General features: G+C 40.4%; 15 protein-coding genes. 8 read left to right on the forward strand and 7 right to left on the reverse strand.

The genetic code is table 11. From position 1 onward, the window contains the following. Positions 1 to 89: 89 nt before the first annotated feature. From H5158_RS06905 to epd, 6 genes are all read right to left on the reverse strand, one after another. Positions 90 to 1,058, reverse strand: coding sequence for a PstS family phosphate ABC transporter substrate-binding protein (locus H5158_RS06905; RefSeq protein WP_145235368.1), 969 nt, complete (start codon positions 1,056 to 1,058; stop codon positions 90 to 92). A 111-nt stretch (positions 1,059 to 1,169) separates the two neighbouring features. Next, a complete protein-coding gene (gene phoR / locus H5158_RS06910) occupies positions 1,170 to 2,477 on the reverse strand; it encodes a phosphate regulon sensor histidine kinase PhoR (RefSeq protein ID WP_182739720.1) in 1,308 nt (435 codons plus the stop codon). Between the two features lie 71 nt (positions 2,478 to 2,548). Then, positions 2,549 to 3,238, reverse strand: coding sequence for a phosphate regulon transcriptional regulator PhoB (phoB, locus tag H5158_RS06915; RefSeq protein ID WP_145235364.1), 690 nt, complete (start codon positions 3,236 to 3,238; stop codon positions 2,549 to 2,551). A 625-nt stretch (positions 3,239 to 3,863) separates the two neighbouring features. Beyond that, the gene (gene fba, locus H5158_RS06920; RefSeq protein WP_145235361.1) at positions 3,864 to 4,928 is read right to left on the reverse strand and encodes a class II fructose-bisphosphate aldolase; all 1,065 of its coding nucleotides are present in this window, start codon (positions 4,926 to 4,928) and stop codon (positions 3,864 to 3,866) included. A 230-nt stretch (positions 4,929 to 5,158) separates the two neighbouring features. Then, positions 5,159 to 6,334, reverse strand: coding sequence for a phosphoglycerate kinase (locus tag H5158_RS06925; RefSeq protein ID WP_145235359.1), 1,176 nt, complete (start codon positions 6,332 to 6,334; stop codon positions 5,159 to 5,161). Between the two features lie 69 nt (positions 6,335 to 6,403). Next, a complete protein-coding gene (gene epd, locus H5158_RS06930) occupies positions 6,404 to 7,420 on the reverse strand; it encodes an erythrose-4-phosphate dehydrogenase (protein ID WP_145235357.1) in 1,017 nt (338 codons plus the stop codon). Positions 7,421 to 7,912: 492 nt separating this feature from the next. Between epd and H5158_RS06935 the strand changes: the two genes are divergently transcribed. Then, the gene (locus tag H5158_RS06935; RefSeq protein ID WP_182739721.1) at positions 7,913 to 8,575 is read left to right on the forward strand and encodes a response regulator transcription factor; all 663 of its coding nucleotides are present in this window, start codon (positions 7,913 to 7,915) and stop codon (positions 8,573 to 8,575) included. Here H5158_RS06935 and H5158_RS06940 read toward each other — a convergent pair. Then, the gene (locus H5158_RS06940; RefSeq protein WP_182739722.1) at positions 8,572 to 12,111 is read right to left on the reverse strand and encodes a PAS-domain containing protein; all 3,540 of its coding nucleotides are present in this window, start codon (positions 12,109 to 12,111) and stop codon (positions 8,572 to 8,574) included. The two genes, H5158_RS06935 and H5158_RS06940, sit on opposite strands and share 4 nt — an antisense overlap. Before the next feature lie 181 nt (positions 12,112 to 12,292). On the opposite strand from H5158_RS06940, the gene H5158_RS06945 reads away from it, so the two are divergent. The 7 genes from H5158_RS06945 (at position 12,293) to H5158_RS06975 (ending at position 20,524) form a co-directional block, all read left to right on the forward strand. Next, positions 12,293 to 13,333 carry a DcaP family trimeric outer membrane transporter gene (locus tag H5158_RS06945; protein WP_145235348.1) on the forward strand — a complete coding sequence of 347 codons (1,041 nt, stop codon included), beginning with the start codon at positions 12,293 to 12,295 and terminating at the stop codon, positions 13,331 to 13,333. A gap of 140 nt (positions 13,334 to 13,473) precedes the next feature. Beyond that, on the forward strand, positions 13,474 to 14,280 hold the full coding sequence (locus H5158_RS06950; RefSeq protein WP_182717177.1) for an ABC transporter ATP-binding protein: 807 nt from the start codon (positions 13,474 to 13,476) through the stop codon (positions 14,278 to 14,280). Beyond that, a complete protein-coding gene (locus tag H5158_RS06955; protein WP_182739723.1) occupies positions 14,280 to 16,241 on the forward strand; it encodes a long-chain fatty acid--CoA ligase in 1,962 nt (653 codons plus the stop codon). Before H5158_RS06950 ends, H5158_RS06955 begins: the two co-directional genes overlap by 1 nt. Beyond that, positions 16,238 to 17,131 carry a branched-chain amino acid ABC transporter permease gene (locus H5158_RS06960; protein ID WP_145235342.1) on the forward strand — a complete coding sequence of 298 codons (894 nt, stop codon included), beginning with the start codon at positions 16,238 to 16,240 and terminating at the stop codon, positions 17,129 to 17,131. The genes H5158_RS06955 and H5158_RS06960 overlap by 4 nt, the downstream gene beginning before the upstream one ends. A gap of 68 nt (positions 17,132 to 17,199) precedes the next feature. Beyond that, positions 17,200 to 18,273 (forward strand): branched-chain amino acid ABC transporter permease, encoded by a 1,074-nt coding sequence (locus H5158_RS06965; protein WP_149982122.1) that lies wholly within the window; start codon positions 17,200 to 17,202, stop codon positions 18,271 to 18,273. A 96-nt stretch (positions 18,274 to 18,369) separates the two neighbouring features. Beyond that, positions 18,370 to 19,620, forward strand: a complete 1,251-nt coding sequence (locus H5158_RS06970; protein WP_145235338.1) for an ABC transporter substrate-binding protein — start codon at positions 18,370 to 18,372, stop codon at positions 19,618 to 19,620. A gap of 82 nt (positions 19,621 to 19,702) precedes the next feature. Further along, a complete protein-coding gene (locus tag H5158_RS06975; RefSeq protein ID WP_145235336.1) occupies positions 19,703 to 20,524 on the forward strand; it encodes an ABC transporter ATP-binding protein in 822 nt (273 codons plus the stop codon). Positions 20,525 to 20,558: the final 34 nt, after the last annotated feature.

The following is a 20,558-nucleotide window of genomic DNA, read 5'->3' on the forward strand; positions in this document are numbered from 1 at the left end:
CTGTTTAACTAACCTGAACCTAGTTGATATAAAAAAACCGCGCAATTTACATTGCGCGGTTTTTTATTAACTCATAGTTGGCGTTAAGTTTAAAGAAGACCTAGCTTCTTAAGTTCGCCCATTGCCATCTTGCCAGAAAGTGGTACATAACCATCTTTCTCTACAATTTTTTGGCCATCTTGTGATAACACCATTTTTAAGAACTCTGCTTCAATAGGTGCAAGCGGTTTATTCGGGTGTTTATTCACATAAACATATAAAAAGCGCGACAGTGGGTATTTACCTGTTGCTACATTTTCAAGTGTTGCATCAACAAAGTTATCGCCTTTTTTCGCCAGTGGTACAGTACGTACGCCTGATGTTTTATAACCGATACCTGAGTAACCAATTGCATTCACTGATGAAGAAATTGATTGCACTACCGATGCTGAACCTGGTTGCTCGTTCACGTTGTTACGGAAGTCACCTTTACATAGCGCTTTGTTTTTAAAGTATCCGTAAGTACCAGATACAGAATTACGGCCATAAAGCTGAATGTCTTTTGCAGCCCAATTCCCCGTTAAACCTACATCACTCCAACGAGTCACATCTGCATCAGCACCACATTTACGAGTTGAAGAGAAAATCGCATCGATTTGGTCGATACGTAAACCTTCAATTGGATTGTCTTTATGAACAAATACTGCCAATGCATCAATCGCTACACGTACTTCAGTAGGTTTATAACCGTAACGTTTTTCAAACGCTTCGATTTCTTTTGATTTCATTCTGCGGCTCATCGGGCCAAAGTTTGCTGTGCCTTCTGTCAATGCCGGTGGCGCAGTAGATGAACCAGCCGCTTGAATTTGGATGTTCACATTTGGGTAAATACGTTTATATTCTTCAGCCCAAAAGGTCATCATGTTGGCTAAAGTATCAGAGCCCACAGATGAAAAATTACCTGAAATACCACTGGTTTTTTGATACTCAGGAATAACTGTATCTACTGCCATTGCTTGTGCAGATACAAATGTTGTTACTGCCACACCCATTGCGGCTACTAGGTTTTTAAATCTCATTAGGTTGCTCCGATTTTGTTCGTCCATTTCTTAACTGTCGTCTACTCTAAAGAGAATAGATGACAGTTAGATTACTCTAAAATGACACTTTTATGACTTTGGCTTTTTGGCTCAATTATTTAATAGCACTGTTTTTTCACGACTAAAAGCAAACGAAAAACATGATCCTTCGCCTAATTTACTTTTAATTATCAATTGGCTATCGTGACGAGTTAATACATGTTTGGTGATGGCTAAACCCAGCCCTGAGCCACCGGTGGTACGACTACGTGCTTTATCAACCCGATAAAAACGCTCAGTTAAACGATTAATATGCTCTGGTGCAATACCATCGCCATTATCAACTACTGAAAAGTACGCTTGATTATCTTTTAGCTTCCAGCTTACGGTTATTTTACCGCCCGCCTTGGTATAATGAATAGCATTAAACACTAAATTAGAGAAGGCACTGCGCAGCTCCTCTTCAGCGCCTTTTATATCGACGTTAGCATCAATATCAAATATCAACTCATGCCCTTTGTCTTGATTCAATGATTGTGCTTCAGTCCTAATATAGCTAAGTAACTGCGGTACATTGATCGCTTTATCATTATCTTGACGTCGAGCGCCTTCAATACGTGATAACGACAATAGCTGATTTACCAAGCTATCCATGCGTTTACACTGTTCAAGCATAGTACCTTGTGCTTTATTCCACATTGCCGGTGGTGGCACCATATCGCCATCAAACATTTCTAAGTAACCAGTAACAACGGTTAATGGCGTACGTAGCTCATGAGATACATTGGCAACAAAGTCTTTGCGCATTTGCTCAAGTTGCTTCAGTCGCGTGACATCACGCACAACAACCATTAATTGTGAGCTGGCATATGGCATTACCCGAAACTCTAAAACTTGCTCAACACTGTGACCACTTTCAAGTTCTAATGCTTCATCAAACAATTCCGTTTGCATGTATTTTGCAAATTTAGGATCGCGAATAAGGTTGTCAAGCCGTTGACCATGATCCGCTGGCCACTGTAATCCAAGCACTTTCAAAGCTAGTTGATTACACCAAACAATACTTAAATCACGTTGTAGAACAATAACCGCATCAGGCACTGCTTCTGCGCCATCGCGAAAACGACGGATCAAATCAGCTAATTCATTACGTTTTTTACGGTTGCGATGTTGTAAATGGTAGATCCCTTCAAATACTTGCTCCCATGCCCCCTCGCCTTCAGGTGGATTAAAACTACGTTGATTCAATAGCCAATCACTGAGCCGATAGAGTTGATGATAATGCCAAACAAGCAGTGAAAAAGATCCTAAAAATAAAAGCAAAAATGGCGCACCAATAAGCACGCCAATTAATAATAAAGGTAGGAAATAGATAAACAGACGCTTTGCTAACGCCTGCTTATTAACAACTCGATACATACACTCACTTTACCTTAGAGTAAGTAAATTTAAGCCAAAATTAATTATTGGCTTGGTCATCTCCATGACACTTATAATTTACTGGAAAAACGATAGCCTGCACCACGTACAGTTTGTACTAAACGGTCATGACCAAGCGGTGCAATCGCTTTGCGTAAGCGACGAATATGCACGTCTACGGTTCTATCTTCAACATAGACATTAGTCCCCCATACGTTATCTAGTAGCTGTTCACGGCTATAAACACGTTCAGGGTGAGTCATAAAGAAATGCAATAAGCGAAATTCTGTCGGTCCCATATCCAACTCGCTACCTTCAGAGGTAACACGGTGTGAAATAGGATCAAGACGTAAACCATGTACATCAATCGCTTCTTCCAATGAAGTAGGCGACACACGACGAATAACGGCTTTAATACGCGCCATTAATTCTTTTGGTGAAAATGGTTTAGTAACATAATCATCAGCACCGACTTCAAGACCGCGAACTTTATCTTCTTCTTCGCCGCGAGCAGTCAGCATAATAATAGGAATTTGGCGAGTATATTCACTTTGCTTAAACTTTTTAGCAATTTGAATTCCACTACCACCTGGTAGCATCCAATCTAATAACACCATATCTGGATAAGGCTCTACCATCGCTGCAATGGCTGAATCGTAATCTTCCGCTTCAATCGCTTGAAAACCATTTTGCTCTAATACAAAAACCAGCATCTCTCTGATCGGTGCTTCGTCATCGACGACAAGTACTTTACGTGACATTCCAATTTATCTCTTTCGTTATCGAACTAGTTTTCATTATTATGACTAAGTATGACATTTTTATGAAAGTGTAACGTGTAAATCGAAATGCGGGGTAAAAAATGCAAAATAAACCCTTTTAAGGTACAAAATTAGCATACATTATCAAATTTCACATTTAAAAATCATACTTTATAATTGCTACATTACTACTTTGTATTAAATTCCCCTTTCAATAATCAACTATACAGTATCACGATGTAAGCCACGAAAGCATCTTCACACTCTAACTCAATTAAAACGCCTATTAACATCGGTGATCATTAACAGAGATCAAAATCCTACCAAGTTTCATTTCAGGGATCATTCGTTTACCAACCGAGTTAGATCTGGGATCAGTGTTTTACCTAGCCAAAGCCATAAGTTGTTGATCATTTATACAACAAAGCTTTGAAATGGCTATTTTTATAACAAAACCTCTGCCAATCAAGCTGATCCTTAGTAAAAATCTGATCTCAACAAAGCACAGTTAGTAAAGTAATGATCCCAAAGCCCCTGCTTGGTAAAATAATGATCTTTTACGATCAGGCATAAAAAAGCCAGTAGCTTTAACACTACTGGCTGTTTTATAACTTAATAAATTAAATTATTTAATTTTCGGATCTAATTCACCCGTTAAATATTTAAGGTGCATCTCATCAAGTGAGATTGGTTTGATCTTACCTGCTTGACCCGCTGTACCAAATGACTCATAACGTGCAACACAGATCTCTGTCATTGCTTTTGTCGCTTCAGCTAAATACTTACGTGGATCAAAGTTTGCTGGATTAAGCGCAAGATGGCGACGAATAGCCCCTGTAGATGCTAATCGTAAGTCTGTATCGATATTTACTTTACGCACACCAAACTTAATTCCCTCAACGATCTGCTCAACTGGCACACCATAGGTTTCTGGGATCTCACCACCATATTGGTTGATGATCTCAAGCCATTCTTGCGGCACTGATGATGAACCGTGCATAACTAAGTGAGTGTTAGGAATTCGTGCGTGGATCGCTTTAATACGATCAATCGCCAAAATATCATCCGTTGGCGGACGTGTAAATTTATACGCGCCGTGTGAAGTACCACACGCAATCGCTAAGGCATCAACATGGGTTTTACTTACAAAATCGGCCGCTTCTTCTGGATCAGTTAGCATTTGATCTGTGGTTAGTTTACCTTCAGCACCAACGCCATCTTCTTCGCCAGCTTCGCCAGTTTCAAGTGAGCCTAGCACACCTAACTCGCCTTCAACAGACACACCACAAGAGTGTGCAAGTTCAACAGTTTTACGCGTTACATCAACGTTATACTCATATGATGATGGTGTTTTACCATCGCTCATTAACGAGCCATCCATCATCACTGATGAAAAACCTAATTGAATTGAACGTTGGCAAACGCCAGGTGAGGTACCGTGATCTTGATGCATTACCACTGGAATATGTGGCCACTCTTCAATCGCAGCTAAAATCATATGACGTATAAATGGGGCACCAGCATAGGCACGAGCGCCAGCTGAACCTTGTACAATTACTGGGCTGTTAGTTTTGTCAGCCGCCATCATAATAGCGCGGATCTGCTCTTGGTTATTAACGTTAAATGCTGGTACGCCATAACCATGTTCAGCTGCATGATCAAGAAGTTGTCGCATACTGATTAAAGCCATTTGGTATTCTCCAAATTGTCGATAGCTGCGCACGCGCAAAACTACCTAGTTCGAACGGAATAGTTGAGTTCGGTGCAATCACTGCACCTCGATAGTATTGGCTCTTGCCAAATCTACCGTTATACAAAACCAGCTATTAAATAAGGGTGAGAGGTATTTAATATCTGATCACACTCAGTGTAGTTAGCAGCCTAAACTAACGATTGCTAACTACATTGAGTAAACGCTAATTACTTAGCGCGTTGTTCAAGCATAGCAACTGCTGGTAATTTTTTCCCTTCTAAAAACTCAAGGAAAGCACCACCGCCAGTTGAAATATACGAAATTTTATCGGCAATGCCGTATTTATCAATCGCTGCTAACGTATCACCGCCACCAGCTATTGAGAACGCATTTGAATTAGCGATTGCTTGAGCAATAGCACGGGTGCCATTACCAAACTGGTCAAATTCAAATACACCTACCGGACCATTCCATACAACAGTACCTGCATTAGCAATAATTTTTGCAAGTTTGCTCGCTGTATCTGGGCCAATATCAAAAATCATATCTGTGTCTGTTACTTCGCTAACATCTTTTAATGTTGCAACGGCTGATTCTGAAAACTCATTGCCAACAACCACATCAGTAGGTACTGGTATTTCACCATTATTACTTTTAGCAGCCGCACTTAGCTTATTTGCTTCATCAATTAGGTCAGCTTCGTATAATGACTTACCAACCGGGTAGCCTGCCGCAGCAATAAAGGTATTTGCAATACCGCCACCAGTGACTAATTGATCAACAATCGTTGAAAGTGAATCAAGTACTGTTAGTTTAGTTGATACTTTAGAGCCGCCCACAATCGCCACTAATGGACGAGCTGGGTTATCAAGTGCTTTACCTAATGCCTCTAATTCAGCCGCCAATAGTGGGCCTGCACAAGCAACATCTGCAAATAAACCAACGCCATGGGTAGACGCTTGAGCACGATGGGCGGTACCAAATGCATCCATTACATACACATCACATAATGCAGCAAGCTTTTTAGATAACGCTTCGTCATCTTTGCTTTCGCCAACATTAAAGCGTACGTTTTCAAAAACGACCACTTCATTATCAGCAATTTCAACGCCATTTAAGTAATCTTTTTCAAGACGTACATTTTGTTCAAGTGCTTCATTAAGGTAATCAACAACTGGCGCTAAAGAAAACGCTTCATCATATTCCCCTTCCGTAGGGCGGCCTAGGTGTGACATAACCATTACTTTAGCGCCTTTTTCAAGGGCTAATTTAATACTCGGTAATGCAGCACGAATACGTGCATCTGAGGTCACTTTACCTGCTTTTACTGGTACATTTAAATCTTCACGAATTAACACGCGTTTGCCGTTTAAATCTAAATCCGCCATATTTATGACCGACATGGACTTCTCCTTAGTTAACGATACTGACTTGAAATATATAGGTTTTATTTTTAGGTTTGAACTTTTATATTAATTACTTGCTGCCATCATCACTCGTGCTGTATCGAGCATTCTATTAGCAAACCCCCACTCATTATCACACCACACTAACAACTTTATCAGTCGTTTATGACTGACTCGTGTCTGTGTGCCATCTATAATACAAGAATGTGGGTCATGATTAAAATCAACCGAGACCAATGGCTCTTCGGTATAACTTAAAATACCTTCTAGGCGGTCTCTCGCTGCTGCTTTTAATACCTTATTCACCGCTTTTAAATCAACATCGGCGTTGACAGTCACACTCAAATCCATCGCAGTAACATTGATAGTAGGTACTCGCACCGAAATAGCTTCAAAGCGGCCATGGAACTTAGGTAAAATACGCTCAATACCGCGAGCTAATTTAGTATCAACGGGAATAATCGACTGACTCGCAGCGCGGGTACGACGTAAATCATGATGATAAGCATCAATTACTTGCTGATCATTCATCGACGCATGAATAGTCGTAATCGCCCCTGATTCTATACCAAAGGCATCATCAAGTACTTTAATCACCGGTACTATACAGTTTGTGGTACATGATCCATTAGAGACAATCGTATGCTCAGCGAGTAGTTCATCATCATTGATACCATAAACAATAGTGGCATCAACATCCGCATCTGCGGGCTGAGAAAATAAGACTTTCTTTGCGCCAGCATCAAGATGTAACTGCGCATGTTCACGAGAGTGATACACACCAGTACATTCTAAAACCACATCAACATCAAGTAACTGCCAAGGTAATTCACGCGGGTTTTGTTCTGCAAATAAAGCAATTGTATCGCCCGCTACCGATAAGGTGTCTTCACCTAAAGTAACTGGAAACGCAAAACGGCCATGAGACGTATCATATTTAAGAAGATGAGCGATCCCTTGAGGATCAGCAAGTTCATTAATCGCAACAATTTTGATCTCGTCGCTTAAGCCCGATTCATAAAGAGCGCGAACAATATTTCGACCAATTCGACCAAAACCATTGATTGCAAGTTTGATTGCCATGAAGAAGAAAATCCACTCTAGTTGCTTGCAGATAAAGGCAACCTGCCTTTTAGATGCGCGTATTGTAATCGACCTTTGTCTTGATTATAAGAGGGAAAGTTAAATAAATGTTTTAAGCCCGCTTTTGATGCTGCAATTTTGGTAATCGACCTTTGTCTTGATTATAAGAGGGAAAGTTAAATAAATGTGTTAAGCCTGCTTTTGATGCTGCAATTTTGGTAATCGACCTTTAATCTGAATATAAAAGGCAAGATTAAATAAATGTTTACTCCCTCTCCTTTCTTCCTGATATCTACTCATAACATAGAATAAAACAGCGCTTATAGGTTCATTTTCACGAGTGAATTTTAGTCAATTTATGCTATTTAGGTTTATTATTATTGAATTATTTTATAATAGCGTTACTTTATTCAAGACAACGAACACTATTCAATCAAAAAACAATTGATGAAACTAAAAGATCATTAATCTAAACATTAGGTTAGAAATAAAATGACAACACACACAAAAATCTTAATTGCAGATGATCACCCGCTGTTTCGACAAGCACTATTACTTATGCTGGAATCAAGCTTTAATAATGCTTGCCTACTTGAAGCCGAAACAATTCCCGAATTAGAGCACAAATTAGCAAACACCACAGATGTTGATCTGATCTTACTCGATCTTGATATTCCGGGTGCACAGGGTTTTAATACGCTGAGTAATATACGTGAGCTGTATCCTGAAATAGGGGTGATTGTAGTATCAGGTTTTGAAGAGCCTGATACCATACGCAAAGCGATGAGCCTGGGTGCAGCAGGCTTTATACCTAAATCAACTCCCGTCTCTGAGATGATAAAAGCAATAGAAGATGTGCTACAAGGCAAACTATGGACACCCACCGATGATCACAATAAAAATACGCCAGAGCAACAGCAAGCAGAAAAGTTAGCAACATTAACGCCCCAACAGCATAAAATATTACACATGTTTGCCGATGGTTTGTTAAATAAACAAATCGCCTACGAACTTAGCTTGTCTGAATCTACAATCAAAAGCCATGCCAGCACAATATACTTAAAACTTGGGGTAAAAAGTCGAACTCAAGCCGTGATTTTATTAAACGAGCAGCAACTGGCACAAGCATCACTTTCACCTTTTCATCGCCATTAACTATTATAATTTTTTTCTAGCTGTTTAGTTAATAAAGCACTCATCAACGCCCGTAATGCGACGGGCTTGATGATTTTCCGCAAATAGCCAATATCGGCTTGCTTTGCCTGTACTTGCACTAACTCATCAGTTGTTGCGGTGATTAAAATCGCAGGTAATGGATACTGGCTGATTGCTCGAATACGCTTGATTAATTCAATGCCATTACAGCCATCAAGATGCTCCGAGTGAGGCTTTTGCTCCTGACGCTCAGAGTAGTCTACTGTTACAATATGCAAAGGGTTAGCGGGGAACATTGGTTCAGCACTAAGTTGATAATCAACTAAGAGAATATCAATTTCATCTTCATGTGTTTTATAAAGTGCAGACGCCTCAGCTGCGGTTGTCGCGGTAAATACACGACATTTCCAGGCTGTTAAAAGCTCGGTCATACCTGCAATAACATCTTTTTCGTTATCAATACATAGCACCCCAACTCCTTGCAAAGTCATATTCTTAGGGGCAAGTGTCGGCTTTGTTTGCTGTACACGGTTTACAATCGGTACTTCAACGCTAAACAAGCAGCCATGCTCAGGCTCTGATACCAAGCCAACCTTATGCTCAAGAATATTAGCCAGGCTTTGTGCAATATTTAAACCCAACCCCAAGCCTTTAGGGCCAATCATTTGCGTCGATAATTGTGTAAATTGTTCAAATACTTCTTGCTGCTTATCTTCGGGGATGCCAGGTCCGTTATCAATTACTTGAATACTTAAGTAATTGCCCTTACGACGACAACCCAGCAATACTTTACCGTTATTTGCATAGCGAAATGCATTACTTAAAAAGTTTTGCACAATCCGCGTTAGCAAAGTTAGATCTGTGCGGATAAATAATTGACTTGAGTGACAGCGAAAATCAATTTTATAATCTTTACTCAAGGCAGAAAACTCCGAATGCAACATACTAAATACCCGCTCCAGTGCAATGTCATTGAAAACAGGGGTGATATTGCCACTTTCAATCCGCGCAATTTCATTTAAATCAAGTAATAGGTTATTTGCTATCTCTAACGAATTATCAATTTTCTTAATTTGCTCACGCTCTTGTATTGACACTCTAGGGCTCAAACATACCGCAGAAGAAAACAACCGAGCAGCCGACAATGGTTGCAAAAGATCATGACTACAGGCTCTTAAATATTGACTCTTTTTCAAATGAGCCTGCTCTGCTTTTAACCTTGCATCAGCGAGTTCTCGATTGGCTTTTTCAAGCTCTAAGTTTGCTAGTTCTAATTCTGTCGTGCGCGCAAGAACACGACTTTCAAGATCGGTGTTTTCTTCTTTTAAATAATTTTCTGCTCGGCGAAACTCCGTAATATCTGAGAAAATCATCACAAATCCTCCACCAGGTATTGGGTTCCCTTCAATTAACAGCACCTTACCATTGGCTAACTTTCGCTCTGATTTATGCTTACTACCGGCTTTTAAGTACTCAAGACGTTTATTAACCTGCCCCTCAATATTATGTATATAGCGATTTTGATTGCTAAGGTTGAAGCGGATCAACTGGCTAATTGGGCAACCAATATAGATTAAATTTTTAGGGTAATTAAAAATATCTAGATACTGCTTATTCCATGCTACTAAATTCAAATTAGCATCTATCACAGAGATCCCTTCACTGGTATTTTCAATCGCTCCTTGCAATACTGAACGACTAAATTCAAGTTGTTGAGTAGAGTTATCCTCAACAATTTTAGCAACTTGATCAAATGCGATATCACGCCCAGCCAAAGCAAAAGAAATCACCAATTTGGCTGATGCCGAGCCCATTACACTCGCTAATGTCTGCTCTGCATGCAGTAATAAAGCCTCATTATAGGTTTTATGCTTTTTAATTTTATGTGATTGATTAAATTCAGCAAAGCACTCGGCTGCTTTGTCTTGACCAATAAAGCGAGCAATTAACAGCTCGAGTTCCTGACGATCTATTTTTGGTTGTTTAGGCAGATGTGAATCTTGTTTATTATCGGTTTCATAGAAATATTTACTCTGCATTTCTTCGCGAATATTTTGCCGAGTAAGCTGTGAAACAATAAACAGCACAATAAGGTTAATAGCCAAGCCAAACAAGGTAGCCACCGTTGTAGCAGGCCAATTTGTATTGCTTAACGGGTGTGCATAAAACCCAAGCTGTGGTAATAAATTAAACAGTGCCCAAATAGAGAAACCACAAAACATGCCCCAAAAAACGCCCTTTTGAGTCGCTCTTCGCCAAAAAAAAGCAGCAACCAATGCAGGCCCTATTTGCGCAATCGCGCCAAACGCAACCTCACCAAGTGATGCCAGCGTATCAGGTGGAGAAACTAATAACATACAATAACTAAGCGCAATAACTACAACGACTAAGATTTTACGGATCAATAATAATCGGGATTGAAAGTGTAAAAAGTCATGGTGCTTACGAGGCGCTAATTTAAAAATTAACGGAAAAACAATTTCGTTACTGAGCATAGTACTCAATGCAATGGTCGATACAATCACCATTGAACTTGCCGCAGAAACCGCCCCTAAAAACGCAAATAACGACAGCCACTGTTGGCCGTTGTAGGCGGGCAAAAATAAAACATAAGCATCAGGGTCTAAAGACTGGCCATAATTTAATGTACCAGCAAGGCCTATGGGACCTGCAAAAAAAGCGAATACCAAAATATAAAGAGGTAATAACCAGCGCGCTAAATTACTGGTTTTTTGTTCTTTAATCTCAACAAACATAACTTGAAATTGCCTTGGTAAACATAAAAAAGCCGACATAACGATGATCAATAAACCCACCATACCTACTAGGTTATAGCTTTCAAACTGCTGCGATAAGGACACGTAATCTTGTGACTTTTGCCAAATATCAGCGGGGGAATCATAAATAACAAATGATACAAATAAGCCAACAAGTAAAAAAGCGATCAGTTTAACTAACGATTCAAAGGCAATCGCTATCATGACGCCGGGATGACGCTCTGTTACATCGATAGTTCGAATGCCAAAGATAATGGTGAATCCAGCTAAAATCAGGCTAACGATTAAACCTAATTGCCAAATCGGAAAATCTTGGCTTTGCTGTAAAATTTTATAAGAGTAAACAATCGCTTTAAGCTGCAAAGCAATATAAGGCAAGGTGCCAATCATGGCCACTAACGTTACCAACAAGGCTAAGCTTTGTGATTTACCAAACCGAGCCGAAAGTAAATCAGCAATGGAAGTACTTTTGAGTTTGAGGCAGGTTTTTATGATCCGCTGAATAAAAGGCCAAGCAAATATAAATAATAAAATAGGGGCTAAATAAACCGAAATATAAGAAAAAGAGCTATTTGCCGCCTGCGCTGAAGTACCTAGAAACCCCCAAGACGTACAGTAAACCCCTAATGATAAGGCATAAATAATAGCATGCTGTTTGGCAACTAGCTTATGTCGATACTTGCCCCCAAGGTGGGCAATTAGAAATAACAAACTAATGTAACCAATACTTACACTAACCAACAACCAATTAGAAAACATCGCGCTCTTCTTTGTATCAAATTGTATTTATTATTATTTTCAATGCTTACTTTGCCCGTAAAACACAGCATATAACATTGGACTAAAGGACTAAGCGCAAGGTACTAGCCCTTATTTACAATTGTTGATTTTTTCGACTCACCTAGTATGAATCACACATAATAACAAAGGAATTTGGTCGATGTTCAACACACAATATAAAAAATTACTGCTTACATCTGCTTTTCTTACTGCCAGTACATCCGCACTGGCAGGCTACGAGATCAACATAACTGAAAACGATAAATTAACCTTCGGTGGCTACATTAAAATTGATGCACGATACGTTGACGGTGACATTGCCTATCGTGATTACTGGATTGGTGATGGCATTGCTTTAGAAGAAGACGCATCCCAGTTTCGTATCTTTGCTAACGAAACCCGTTTCAATACTAAATACCAACACGGCGAGATAACAGGCTTCATCGAAATGGATTTTTGGGGCGGCGGCGGTAATGAAATTGTCTCTAACTCAGCTAACCCGCGCATCCGACATGCTTTTATAAACTACAAAGATCTCACTGTTGGCCAAACTTGGTCAACCTTTATGAATACTAGCGCAATTCCTGAAACTGCCGATTTTGCTGGCGCAACAACAGGTCTAGTATTTATTCGTCAAGGACAAGTACGTTATAACATGGGCAACTTCCAAGTATCCATTGAAAATCCTGAGAGCTGGGGGGGCGATACCGCAAACGATAATATTCCTGATTTAATCGCACGCTATAACATCAAAGGTGATTGGGGCAATGTCTCTATTTCTGGCTTAGCACGGCAATTACATACCTTATCAGGTAACACTGAAAGCGCCTTTGGCGCATCTGTTGCGGCACGAATTAAAACAACAGGAAAAGATGACTTACGCCTACAAATTCATAAAGGTGATTTAGGCCGCTATGTAGGGGCTGCGGCTGTTAAAGATCTCTATGGTGAAGAAGTTGAAGATATTACCTCTGTATTAGTTGCCTATCGTCATTTTTGGAATGATTCACTGCGTTCAAGCGTGCTGTACGGCAAAGTTGATGGAGATGTATCCAATCGTGAGCGTACGCAATGGGGTATAAACCTCTTTCAAAACTTAACTAAAGAACTCGAAGTGGGTATTGAAGTCGGTAACTTTTCAATTGATGAGTTAGATAAAGATTCAAATTACCTACAAGCCACAATGAGATACATCCTCTAGCTGACAGAACACTTTCTAATGTTTGTTGTGTGTAATAACGACCCCAACCGTTAATACATTTTAAAGAGGGTTCACCCCCTCTTATTTTTCAACGCATTCGTTATTCATTTTTATTCTCAGTTAAATTTAGGAGTATGAGTATGACAACATCGATACTCAATATAGAGCAAATATCGCTAGCCTTTGGTGGTGTTAAAGCCTTAACAGATGTTAGTTTTTCGGTGACTAAAGGCTCTGTATTTTCAATTATTGGCCCAAATGGGGCTGGTAAAACATCAATGCTCAATTGCATTTCTGGCCGCTATCAACCTAACAGTGGAAAAATCACCTTTGCAGATCAAGATGTTACCCACTTAAAACCCAATGACCGCGCAGACTTAGGTATGGGCCGTACTTTTCAAAACTTAGCCTTATTTGGCCATATGTCAGTGCTCGATAATATTATGGTTGGTCGCCATCACTTATTAAAAAACAATTGGTTAACAGGGCCGTTATATTGGGCTTCTGGGGCGCAAAAAGAAGAACTCGCTCACCGTAGAAAAGTAGAAGAAGTGATCGACTTCCTTGAGATCTCTCATATCAGAAAATCCATCGCTGGCACCTTGTCTTACGGGCTTCGTAAACGCGTTGAATTAGCTCGTGCAATGGCTCTAAACCCAAAACTGATTTTACTTGACGAACCAATGGCTGGAATGAATCTGGAAGAAAAAGAAGACATGGCCAGATACATCCTCGATTTAAATGAAGAATTCGGTATTACGGTCGTTATGATTGAACATGATATGGGAGTTGTAATGGATATTTCTCATGAAGTTATGGTGCTGGATTTTGGTAAAAAATTAATTTCTGGTTTACCACACGAAGTCATGGCTGACCCCTATGTTAAACGTGCCTACCTTGGTCTTGAAGACGACGCAGAGCCAGCCACCTTAGAGGAGGTAAGTTAATGACTAGCCAAATCAATCAAGATTTTGAGATGGGTGAACTGAATACCTTCCCCAAAATTCTACAACACAATGCCACGCATTGGCCTGATATGGTGGCGATGCGAGAAAAAGAGTTTGGTATTTGGAACGAGTTCAGCTGGGCCGAATATAACAATAAAGTAAAGTGGTTGTCGCTCGCGTTGAGTAACAAAGGCGTGAATACAGATGATACCATTGCCTTACTTGGTGATAACCGCCCAGAATGGATATGGGGCGAAATTGCTGCTCACGCTTTACGTTGCCATTCATTAGGTATTTATCAAGATTCAATGCATGACGAAGTAATCTATTTACTCGCTAGCAGTGGCGCAACCGTTGTGATTGCTGAAAACGAAGAGCAATGCGATAAATTACTTGATTTAGGTGATGGCATAGAGCAAGTAAAATTCATTGTTTATTGCGACCCAAGAGGTATGCGCAAATACAACGACTCGCGACTTATAGATATCAATACCCTATACACACTGGGCCAAGAACTCGAACAAGCATACCCTGATCGTTATCAAGCCATGATAGATGCCTCAGCCCCTGACGACATTGCTATTTACTGCACCACTTCAGGTACCACATCAAAACCCAAAATTGCCCTACTCAATGGTGGCAATTTTATTAAGCACTGTAGTTCATATTTACGTGCTGACCCGCGTCAAGCTGGCGACAACTATGTATCTGTATTGCCCTTACCTTGGATCATGGAGCAAGTCTATGCAATTGGCCAAGCACTGATCGCCCGTCAAATTGTAAATTTTGTTGAAGAACAAGAAACACTCATGGCTGACCTACGAGAAATTGGCCCCAGCTTTGTACTATTAGCACCACGGGTATGGGAAGGCATTTTAGCTGACGTACAAACCCGTATGATGGATTCAACACCTTTTAAAAGAAAGCTATTTAATTTTGCCATGAAGCAGGCTGAGCAAAGCCAAGTAACAGGCAAAAAATCATGGCTAGCTGAAATTCTACTGCTAAAAGCACTTCGTGATCGACTCGGTTTTTCATTCTTAAAATCGGCTGCCACCGGCGGAGCTGCGATGGGGCCTGACACCTTTAAGTTTTTCCAAACCATTGGTGTGCCTTTACGCCAACTCTACGGCCAAACAGAAATGTGCGGAGCTTACACCATCCATCATGAAGCCGATGTTGACTACGACAGTGTTGGCGTCGCGTTTGATAATGCACAAATTAAAGTCATTAATCCCGATAAAGCCGGTATTGGCGAAGTTATTGCTAAAACAGTCGGAATGTTTAGTGGCTACCTTAATAATCAACAAGCCTATGATGAAGACGTGATTGACGGCTGGATGCAAACAGGTGATGCCGGTTACTTTAAACCGTCTGGCCATTTAGTGGTGATTGATCGGATCAAAGATCTCGCTTGCACCAGCGACGGCGCACAATATTCTCCTCAATATATAGAAAACAAACTTAAGTTTTCTTCATTTATTGGCGAAGCCGTTATTTTAGGTAAAGCAAAGCCTTATCTATCAGCCATCATTTGTATTCGTTTTAGTATTGTTGCGAAATGGGCTGAGCAACAAGGGCTGTCGTTTACCAACTACACCAACTTATCAACCCTGCCTGAAGTGTACGAAAAAATTGGCGAAGAAATAATGCGCGTCAATGAGTCACTTCCTGAATCACAAAAAATCCATAAATTTTTATTACTTTACAAAGAACTTGATGCCGATGATGGCGAATTAACACGAACCCGTAAAGTTCGCCGTAGTGTTATTGCGGATAAATATGGCGACATTATTTCATCCATTTATGACAACAAGGAAAATGTTGATATTGATACCATGGTGGTATTTCAAGATGGTACTAAAACCCGTATTCAAACCCAGCTTAAAGTCACTTCGCTGATCGAAACAGCCTGCACGGCTGCTGATAACACTATCAACATAACACGGAGAGTCTCATGAATTTTGAATTGCTAATTCAACTAATCGTCAATGGTTTAATTGTCGGCTTACTCTATGGCGTCGTTGGGATGTGCTTTGTATTAGTGTACAAATCAACGCAAATTGTAAACTTTGCCCAAGGTGAGTTTTTATTAGTGGGTGCCTGGGTATGCTGGGCAGTACTGATTTATTTAGAGCTGCCTTTTGTAGTGGGCTTTTTACTGACAATGGCCTTTATGGCAATCTTTGGTGTGCTGCTGCAAATGATTGTTTTACGCCCGATGATAGGTGAACCTATTATCTCAGTGATCATGATCACCATTGGCTTATCAATCTTTTTTCAAGCCTTGATGAAATGGATTTTTGGTGTTTCAGCGCAAAGTTACCCGCAAGTATTTACCACTAATAGCATCCAAATATTTGGCTTGAACATTGAAGCCGCTTACTTAATGAGCACCGTAATCGCCTTAATAATTATGGTTGCCTTCTATCTATTCTTTAAACATTCAAAATACGGTTTAGCAATGCGAGCCACAGCCTTTGATCAACAGATTGCACAAAGCTTAGGTATTTCGGTAAAACAAGTTTTTGCTATGAGCTGGGGTATTGCTGCTACGGTTTCAGCCACAGCTGGAATTGTTATTGGCATGGTAAACGGGGTTTCAAATTCACTGTCATTAATTGGCATCAAAGTTTTCCCTGCAGTTATTCTTGGCGGTTTAGATTCTATCATCGGCGCTATTGTCGGTGGTTTGATCATTGGTGTATTAGAGAATGTCGCTGAGTTTTTCGACAGCCAATATCTGCATGTTGGCAATATGTATGACATCGCACCATTTTACGTGTTGCTCGTCATCCTTTGGTTCAAACCATACGGTTTGTTCGGCACAAAAGATATTGAACGTATTTAATCAAGCCAATTTAGGTGCATCAATAGCGCCTAACAAGTGCAGATAAAGGTAAATTTTAGGAGTTTATTATGTCCAGTTTAACCATGAGACCCTGCGGCGATTTCCGCACCAGTTATAAACAAGATAATACAATTTTTGAAACAACAACCATCAAAAATGTGGCAATTTTCGCAATTGCCCTATTATGTGCAGCGCCATACTTAGTCGATGCATATTACCTAACCCTATTTATTCAAATTTCATATTTAGGGATAGCCGCACTAGGGCTCAATATTTTGGTCGGTTACACCGGACAAATTTCATTAGGTCATGGCGCATTTTTTGGCTTTGGTGCTTTTGCATCAGCATGGCTCAATATCTCCTTTGGTATTCCTGTATTGCTGTGTATTCCACTGGCTGGTTTTTTAACAATGGCTGTAGGCATGATGTTTGGTTTACCGGCCTCAAGAATTAAAGGCTTGTACTTAGCTATAGCCACACTGGCTGCGCAGTTTATTTTAGAAGACTTCTTTGCCCGTGCTGACTGGTTTTCTGGTGGTTCTGCCGGCTCATCTGCCGACCCAATTAGTATATTTGGCTTTGTTTTTAATAGCGATGAAAGCTTCTTTTATATCGCCTTAGCAGCCTTAGTTATTATGTATATTTGGGGCTGTAATCTGATGCGCAGTCGTGATGGTCGCGCCTTTGTTGCAGTACGTGACCATTATCTATCAGCTGAGATCATGGGTATCAAGCTCAATAAATATCGCTTACTCTCTTTTGGTATATCGTCTTTTTATGCCGGTATTGGCGGTGCCTTATATGCCCATTACTTAGGCTATGTTTCTGCCGAAGGCTTCACCTTATTTATGTCGATTCAATTTTTAGCCATGATCATCATCGGCGGCTTGGGTTCAATTAAAGGCACCTTAATGGGTGTGGTATTTATGGTGTTTTTACCTGAAGTGCTCGAAAGCGGCGTAGGTTTAATGAAAATGACCGACTGGGGCAATATTCCAATGGTGGTTGATGGCCTGGCCTATATCAAAGAAATGGCCATTGGCTTAGTGATTATCTTATTCCTTATTTTTGAGCCGCAAGGCATGGCACACCGCTGGGCACAAATTAAAAACTATTGGAAGTTTTACCCGTTCTCGTACTAATCAATAGACACTAACTTAAGCATATACAACACACATGAGCATCATTAATGCGTAAATAATTGGCAATCTAGCCATAAAAAGAAAAAGGAAATAGTTATGCACAATCATAAGGCAAAATTAACGTCTCTATTAATAGTAAGCGCGCTGTGCACCAGCCAACAAACATTCGCTGAAGACTCAGTCTTTGTTGGTCATCTAGCTGATATGAGTGGCCCGACAGCTTTTGTTGGTAAAAATTACGCTGACGGCGTGCGTGATTCCCTAGCTTACATTAACGAAAATGGTGGCATCAATGGCACTAAACTCGAATATGAAACAATTGATTACGCTTACAAAGTGCCGCAAGCGATTGCCGCTTATAAAAAGTGGCATTCGCGTAAAAACATGGTTGCCATGCAAGGCTGGGGCACCGCTGATACCGAAGCACTGATCTCATTTGTAGCCAAAGATAAACTACCAGTATTTTCAGCGTCTTACTCTGGCCACTTAACGGATCCTATGGGTAAAAACCCACATACAAAGAAACCAGCTCCTTATAACTTTTTTTACGGCGCATCCTATTCAGATGCGTGCCGCGGTTTAGTCCAGTGGGCAGCTGAGGACTGGCAAAAAAAGGGGGGCAAAGGCAAACCTAAGTTTACTCATATTGGTGCAAATCACCCCTTCCCTAATGCACCGAAAGAAGCCTGTGCAGAGTACGCCACCGAATTAGGCTTTGATGTACAACCTGCGGTTGTTATTTCGATGAAACCAGGTGATTTTAAAGCGCAATGTTTAAGCTTAAAAAGCTCAGGCTCAAATTACGGATATATAGGCAATCTAGGTGGTTCAGTATTGTCTTTAGTTAAATCATGTAACACCGTTGGTACCGATATTCAGTTTATGTCGAATATATGGGGGGGCGATAAAAAAATATTCCAAGCTGCGGGCGAAGGCATTAAAGATTATGTATTTCCAGCTATGACGCCGTTTTGGACTGATCAAGTACCTGGCATGAAACTCGTTAGGGAGATTTCAAAACAATCAGACCCTTCAGGCCAAGAAGAGCGTGTTCATCATTACATTCGTGGCGTGTGCTCAACATTCTTTATGAAAGAGGCTATGGAATGGGCAAAAGATAACGGCGGAATAACCGGTGAAAATATTAAAAAAGCCATGTATGCCCGTAAAGATTGGGTACCAGCAGGACTTGAAGGCGTATGCCTTGCGGGCAACTGGAGTGAACAAGATCACCGTGGCACTAACCAAGTTTACATTTACAAAGGCAACTATAACGAAGGCAATGTCGTCGTTGAAGAGTTATCACTGGTAACCATTGAGCGCCGTGATGCGTGGTTAGGTTTTTAATAGCTCGTTAAACATAGCAGCGGATGAAGCATCTCGTTATTTTCATCCGCTGATAAATTATTAATTTTTCACGGAGTTAGCTATGTCACAAGCAGCTATAAAAATACAACCTGCATCACCAATTCTAAGCGTTAACAATATTGAAGTTGTTTACGATGAAGTCATCCAAGTTTTACGTGGTGTTAGTTTAGATGTGCCAGAGGGTGAAATAGTCACCCTACTTGGGCCAAATGGCGCAGGAAAATCAACCACCTTAAAAGCCATTTCTGGCTTATTAAAAACTGAAAATGGCGAAGTCACTAAAGGCGACATTACCTTTATGGGCGAACGAATAGACAATAAAAATGCCGAAGATGTGGTGCGCAGTGGATTGTTTCAGGTTATGGAAGGGCGTCGTATCATCGAAGATATGACCTCTCTAGAAAACTTAAAACTCGGCGCCTTTACCCGCAAAGACGCACAAATAAATCAAGACATTGAAATGGTGTACCACTATTTCCCTCGCTTAAAAGAACGCACAGGCTTAGCTGGATATTTATCAGGTGGCGAACAACAAATGCTGGCAATTGGCCGTGCATTAATGGCACGTCCAAAGATGATTTGCCTCGATGAGCCATCGATGGGGTTATCGCCATTATTGGTTAAAGAAGTGTTCGGAATCATAAAAAAGATTAACCAAGATCAAGGTATTACTATGCTGTTGGTAGAACAAAATGCCAACTATGCACTGAGAGCGGCTAATTATGGTTACATCATTGAATCAGGGAAAGTTGTATTAGATGGCACACAAGAGCAGCTTTTAAACAACGAAGATGTAAAAGAGTTTTACCTCGGTGGCGGTAACGAAGAACGTAAAAGCTTTAAAGATCTTAAGTCATATAAACGTCGCAAACGCTGGTTGTAATCAACCTATCTATCTCTCTACTTTTTCTATGTTA

Origin of the sequence: Pseudoalteromonas sp. SR45-6, assembly GCF_014163545.1 — a bacterium.
In the GTDB taxonomy this organism is placed as follows: Bacteria; Pseudomonadota; Gammaproteobacteria; order Enterobacterales; family Alteromonadaceae; genus Pseudoalteromonas; species Pseudoalteromonas rhizosphaerae.

Bases quoted from the DNA above. Each gene is read 5' to 3' on its own strand.
- H5158_RS06905 (WP_145235368.1), bottom strand. From the start codon at position 1,058: ATGAGATTTAAAAACCTAGTAGCCGCAATGGGTGTGGCAGTAACAACA.
- phoR (WP_182739720.1), bottom strand. From the start codon at position 2,477: ATGTATCGAGTTGTTAATAAGCAGGCGTTAGCAAAGCGTCTGTTTATC.
- phoB (WP_145235364.1), bottom strand. From the start codon at position 3,238: ATGTCACGTAAAGTACTTGTCGTCGATGACGAAGCACCGATCAGAGAG.
- fba (WP_145235361.1), bottom strand. From the start codon at position 4,928: ATGGCTTTAATCAGTATGCGACAACTTCTTGATCATGCAGCTGAACAT.
- H5158_RS06925 (WP_145235359.1), bottom strand. From the start codon at position 6,334: ATGTCGGTCATAAATATGGCGGATTTAGATTTAAACGGCAAACGCGTG.
- epd (WP_145235357.1), bottom strand. From the start codon at position 7,420: ATGGCAATCAAACTTGCAATCAATGGTTTTGGTCGAATTGGTCGAAAT.
- H5158_RS06935 (WP_182739721.1), top strand. From the start codon at position 7,913: ATGACAACACACACAAAAATCTTAATTGCAGATGATCACCCGCTGTTT.
- H5158_RS06940 (WP_182739722.1), bottom strand. From the start codon at position 12,111: ATGTTTTCTAATTGGTTGTTGGTTAGTGTAAGTATTGGTTACATTAGT.
- H5158_RS06945 (WP_145235348.1), top strand. From the start codon at position 12,293: ATGTTCAACACACAATATAAAAAATTACTGCTTACATCTGCTTTTCTT.
- H5158_RS06950 (WP_182717177.1), top strand. From the start codon at position 13,474: ATGACAACATCGATACTCAATATAGAGCAAATATCGCTAGCCTTTGGT.
- H5158_RS06955 (WP_182739723.1), top strand. From the start codon at position 14,280: ATGACTAGCCAAATCAATCAAGATTTTGAGATGGGTGAACTGAATACC.
- H5158_RS06960 (WP_145235342.1), top strand. From the start codon at position 16,238: ATGAATTTTGAATTGCTAATTCAACTAATCGTCAATGGTTTAATTGTC.
- H5158_RS06965 (WP_149982122.1), top strand. From the start codon at position 17,200: ATGTCCAGTTTAACCATGAGACCCTGCGGCGATTTCCGCACCAGTTAT.
- H5158_RS06970 (WP_145235338.1), top strand. From the start codon at position 18,370: ATGCACAATCATAAGGCAAAATTAACGTCTCTATTAATAGTAAGCGCG.
- H5158_RS06975 (WP_145235336.1), top strand. From the start codon at position 19,703: ATGTCACAAGCAGCTATAAAAATACAACCTGCATCACCAATTCTAAGC.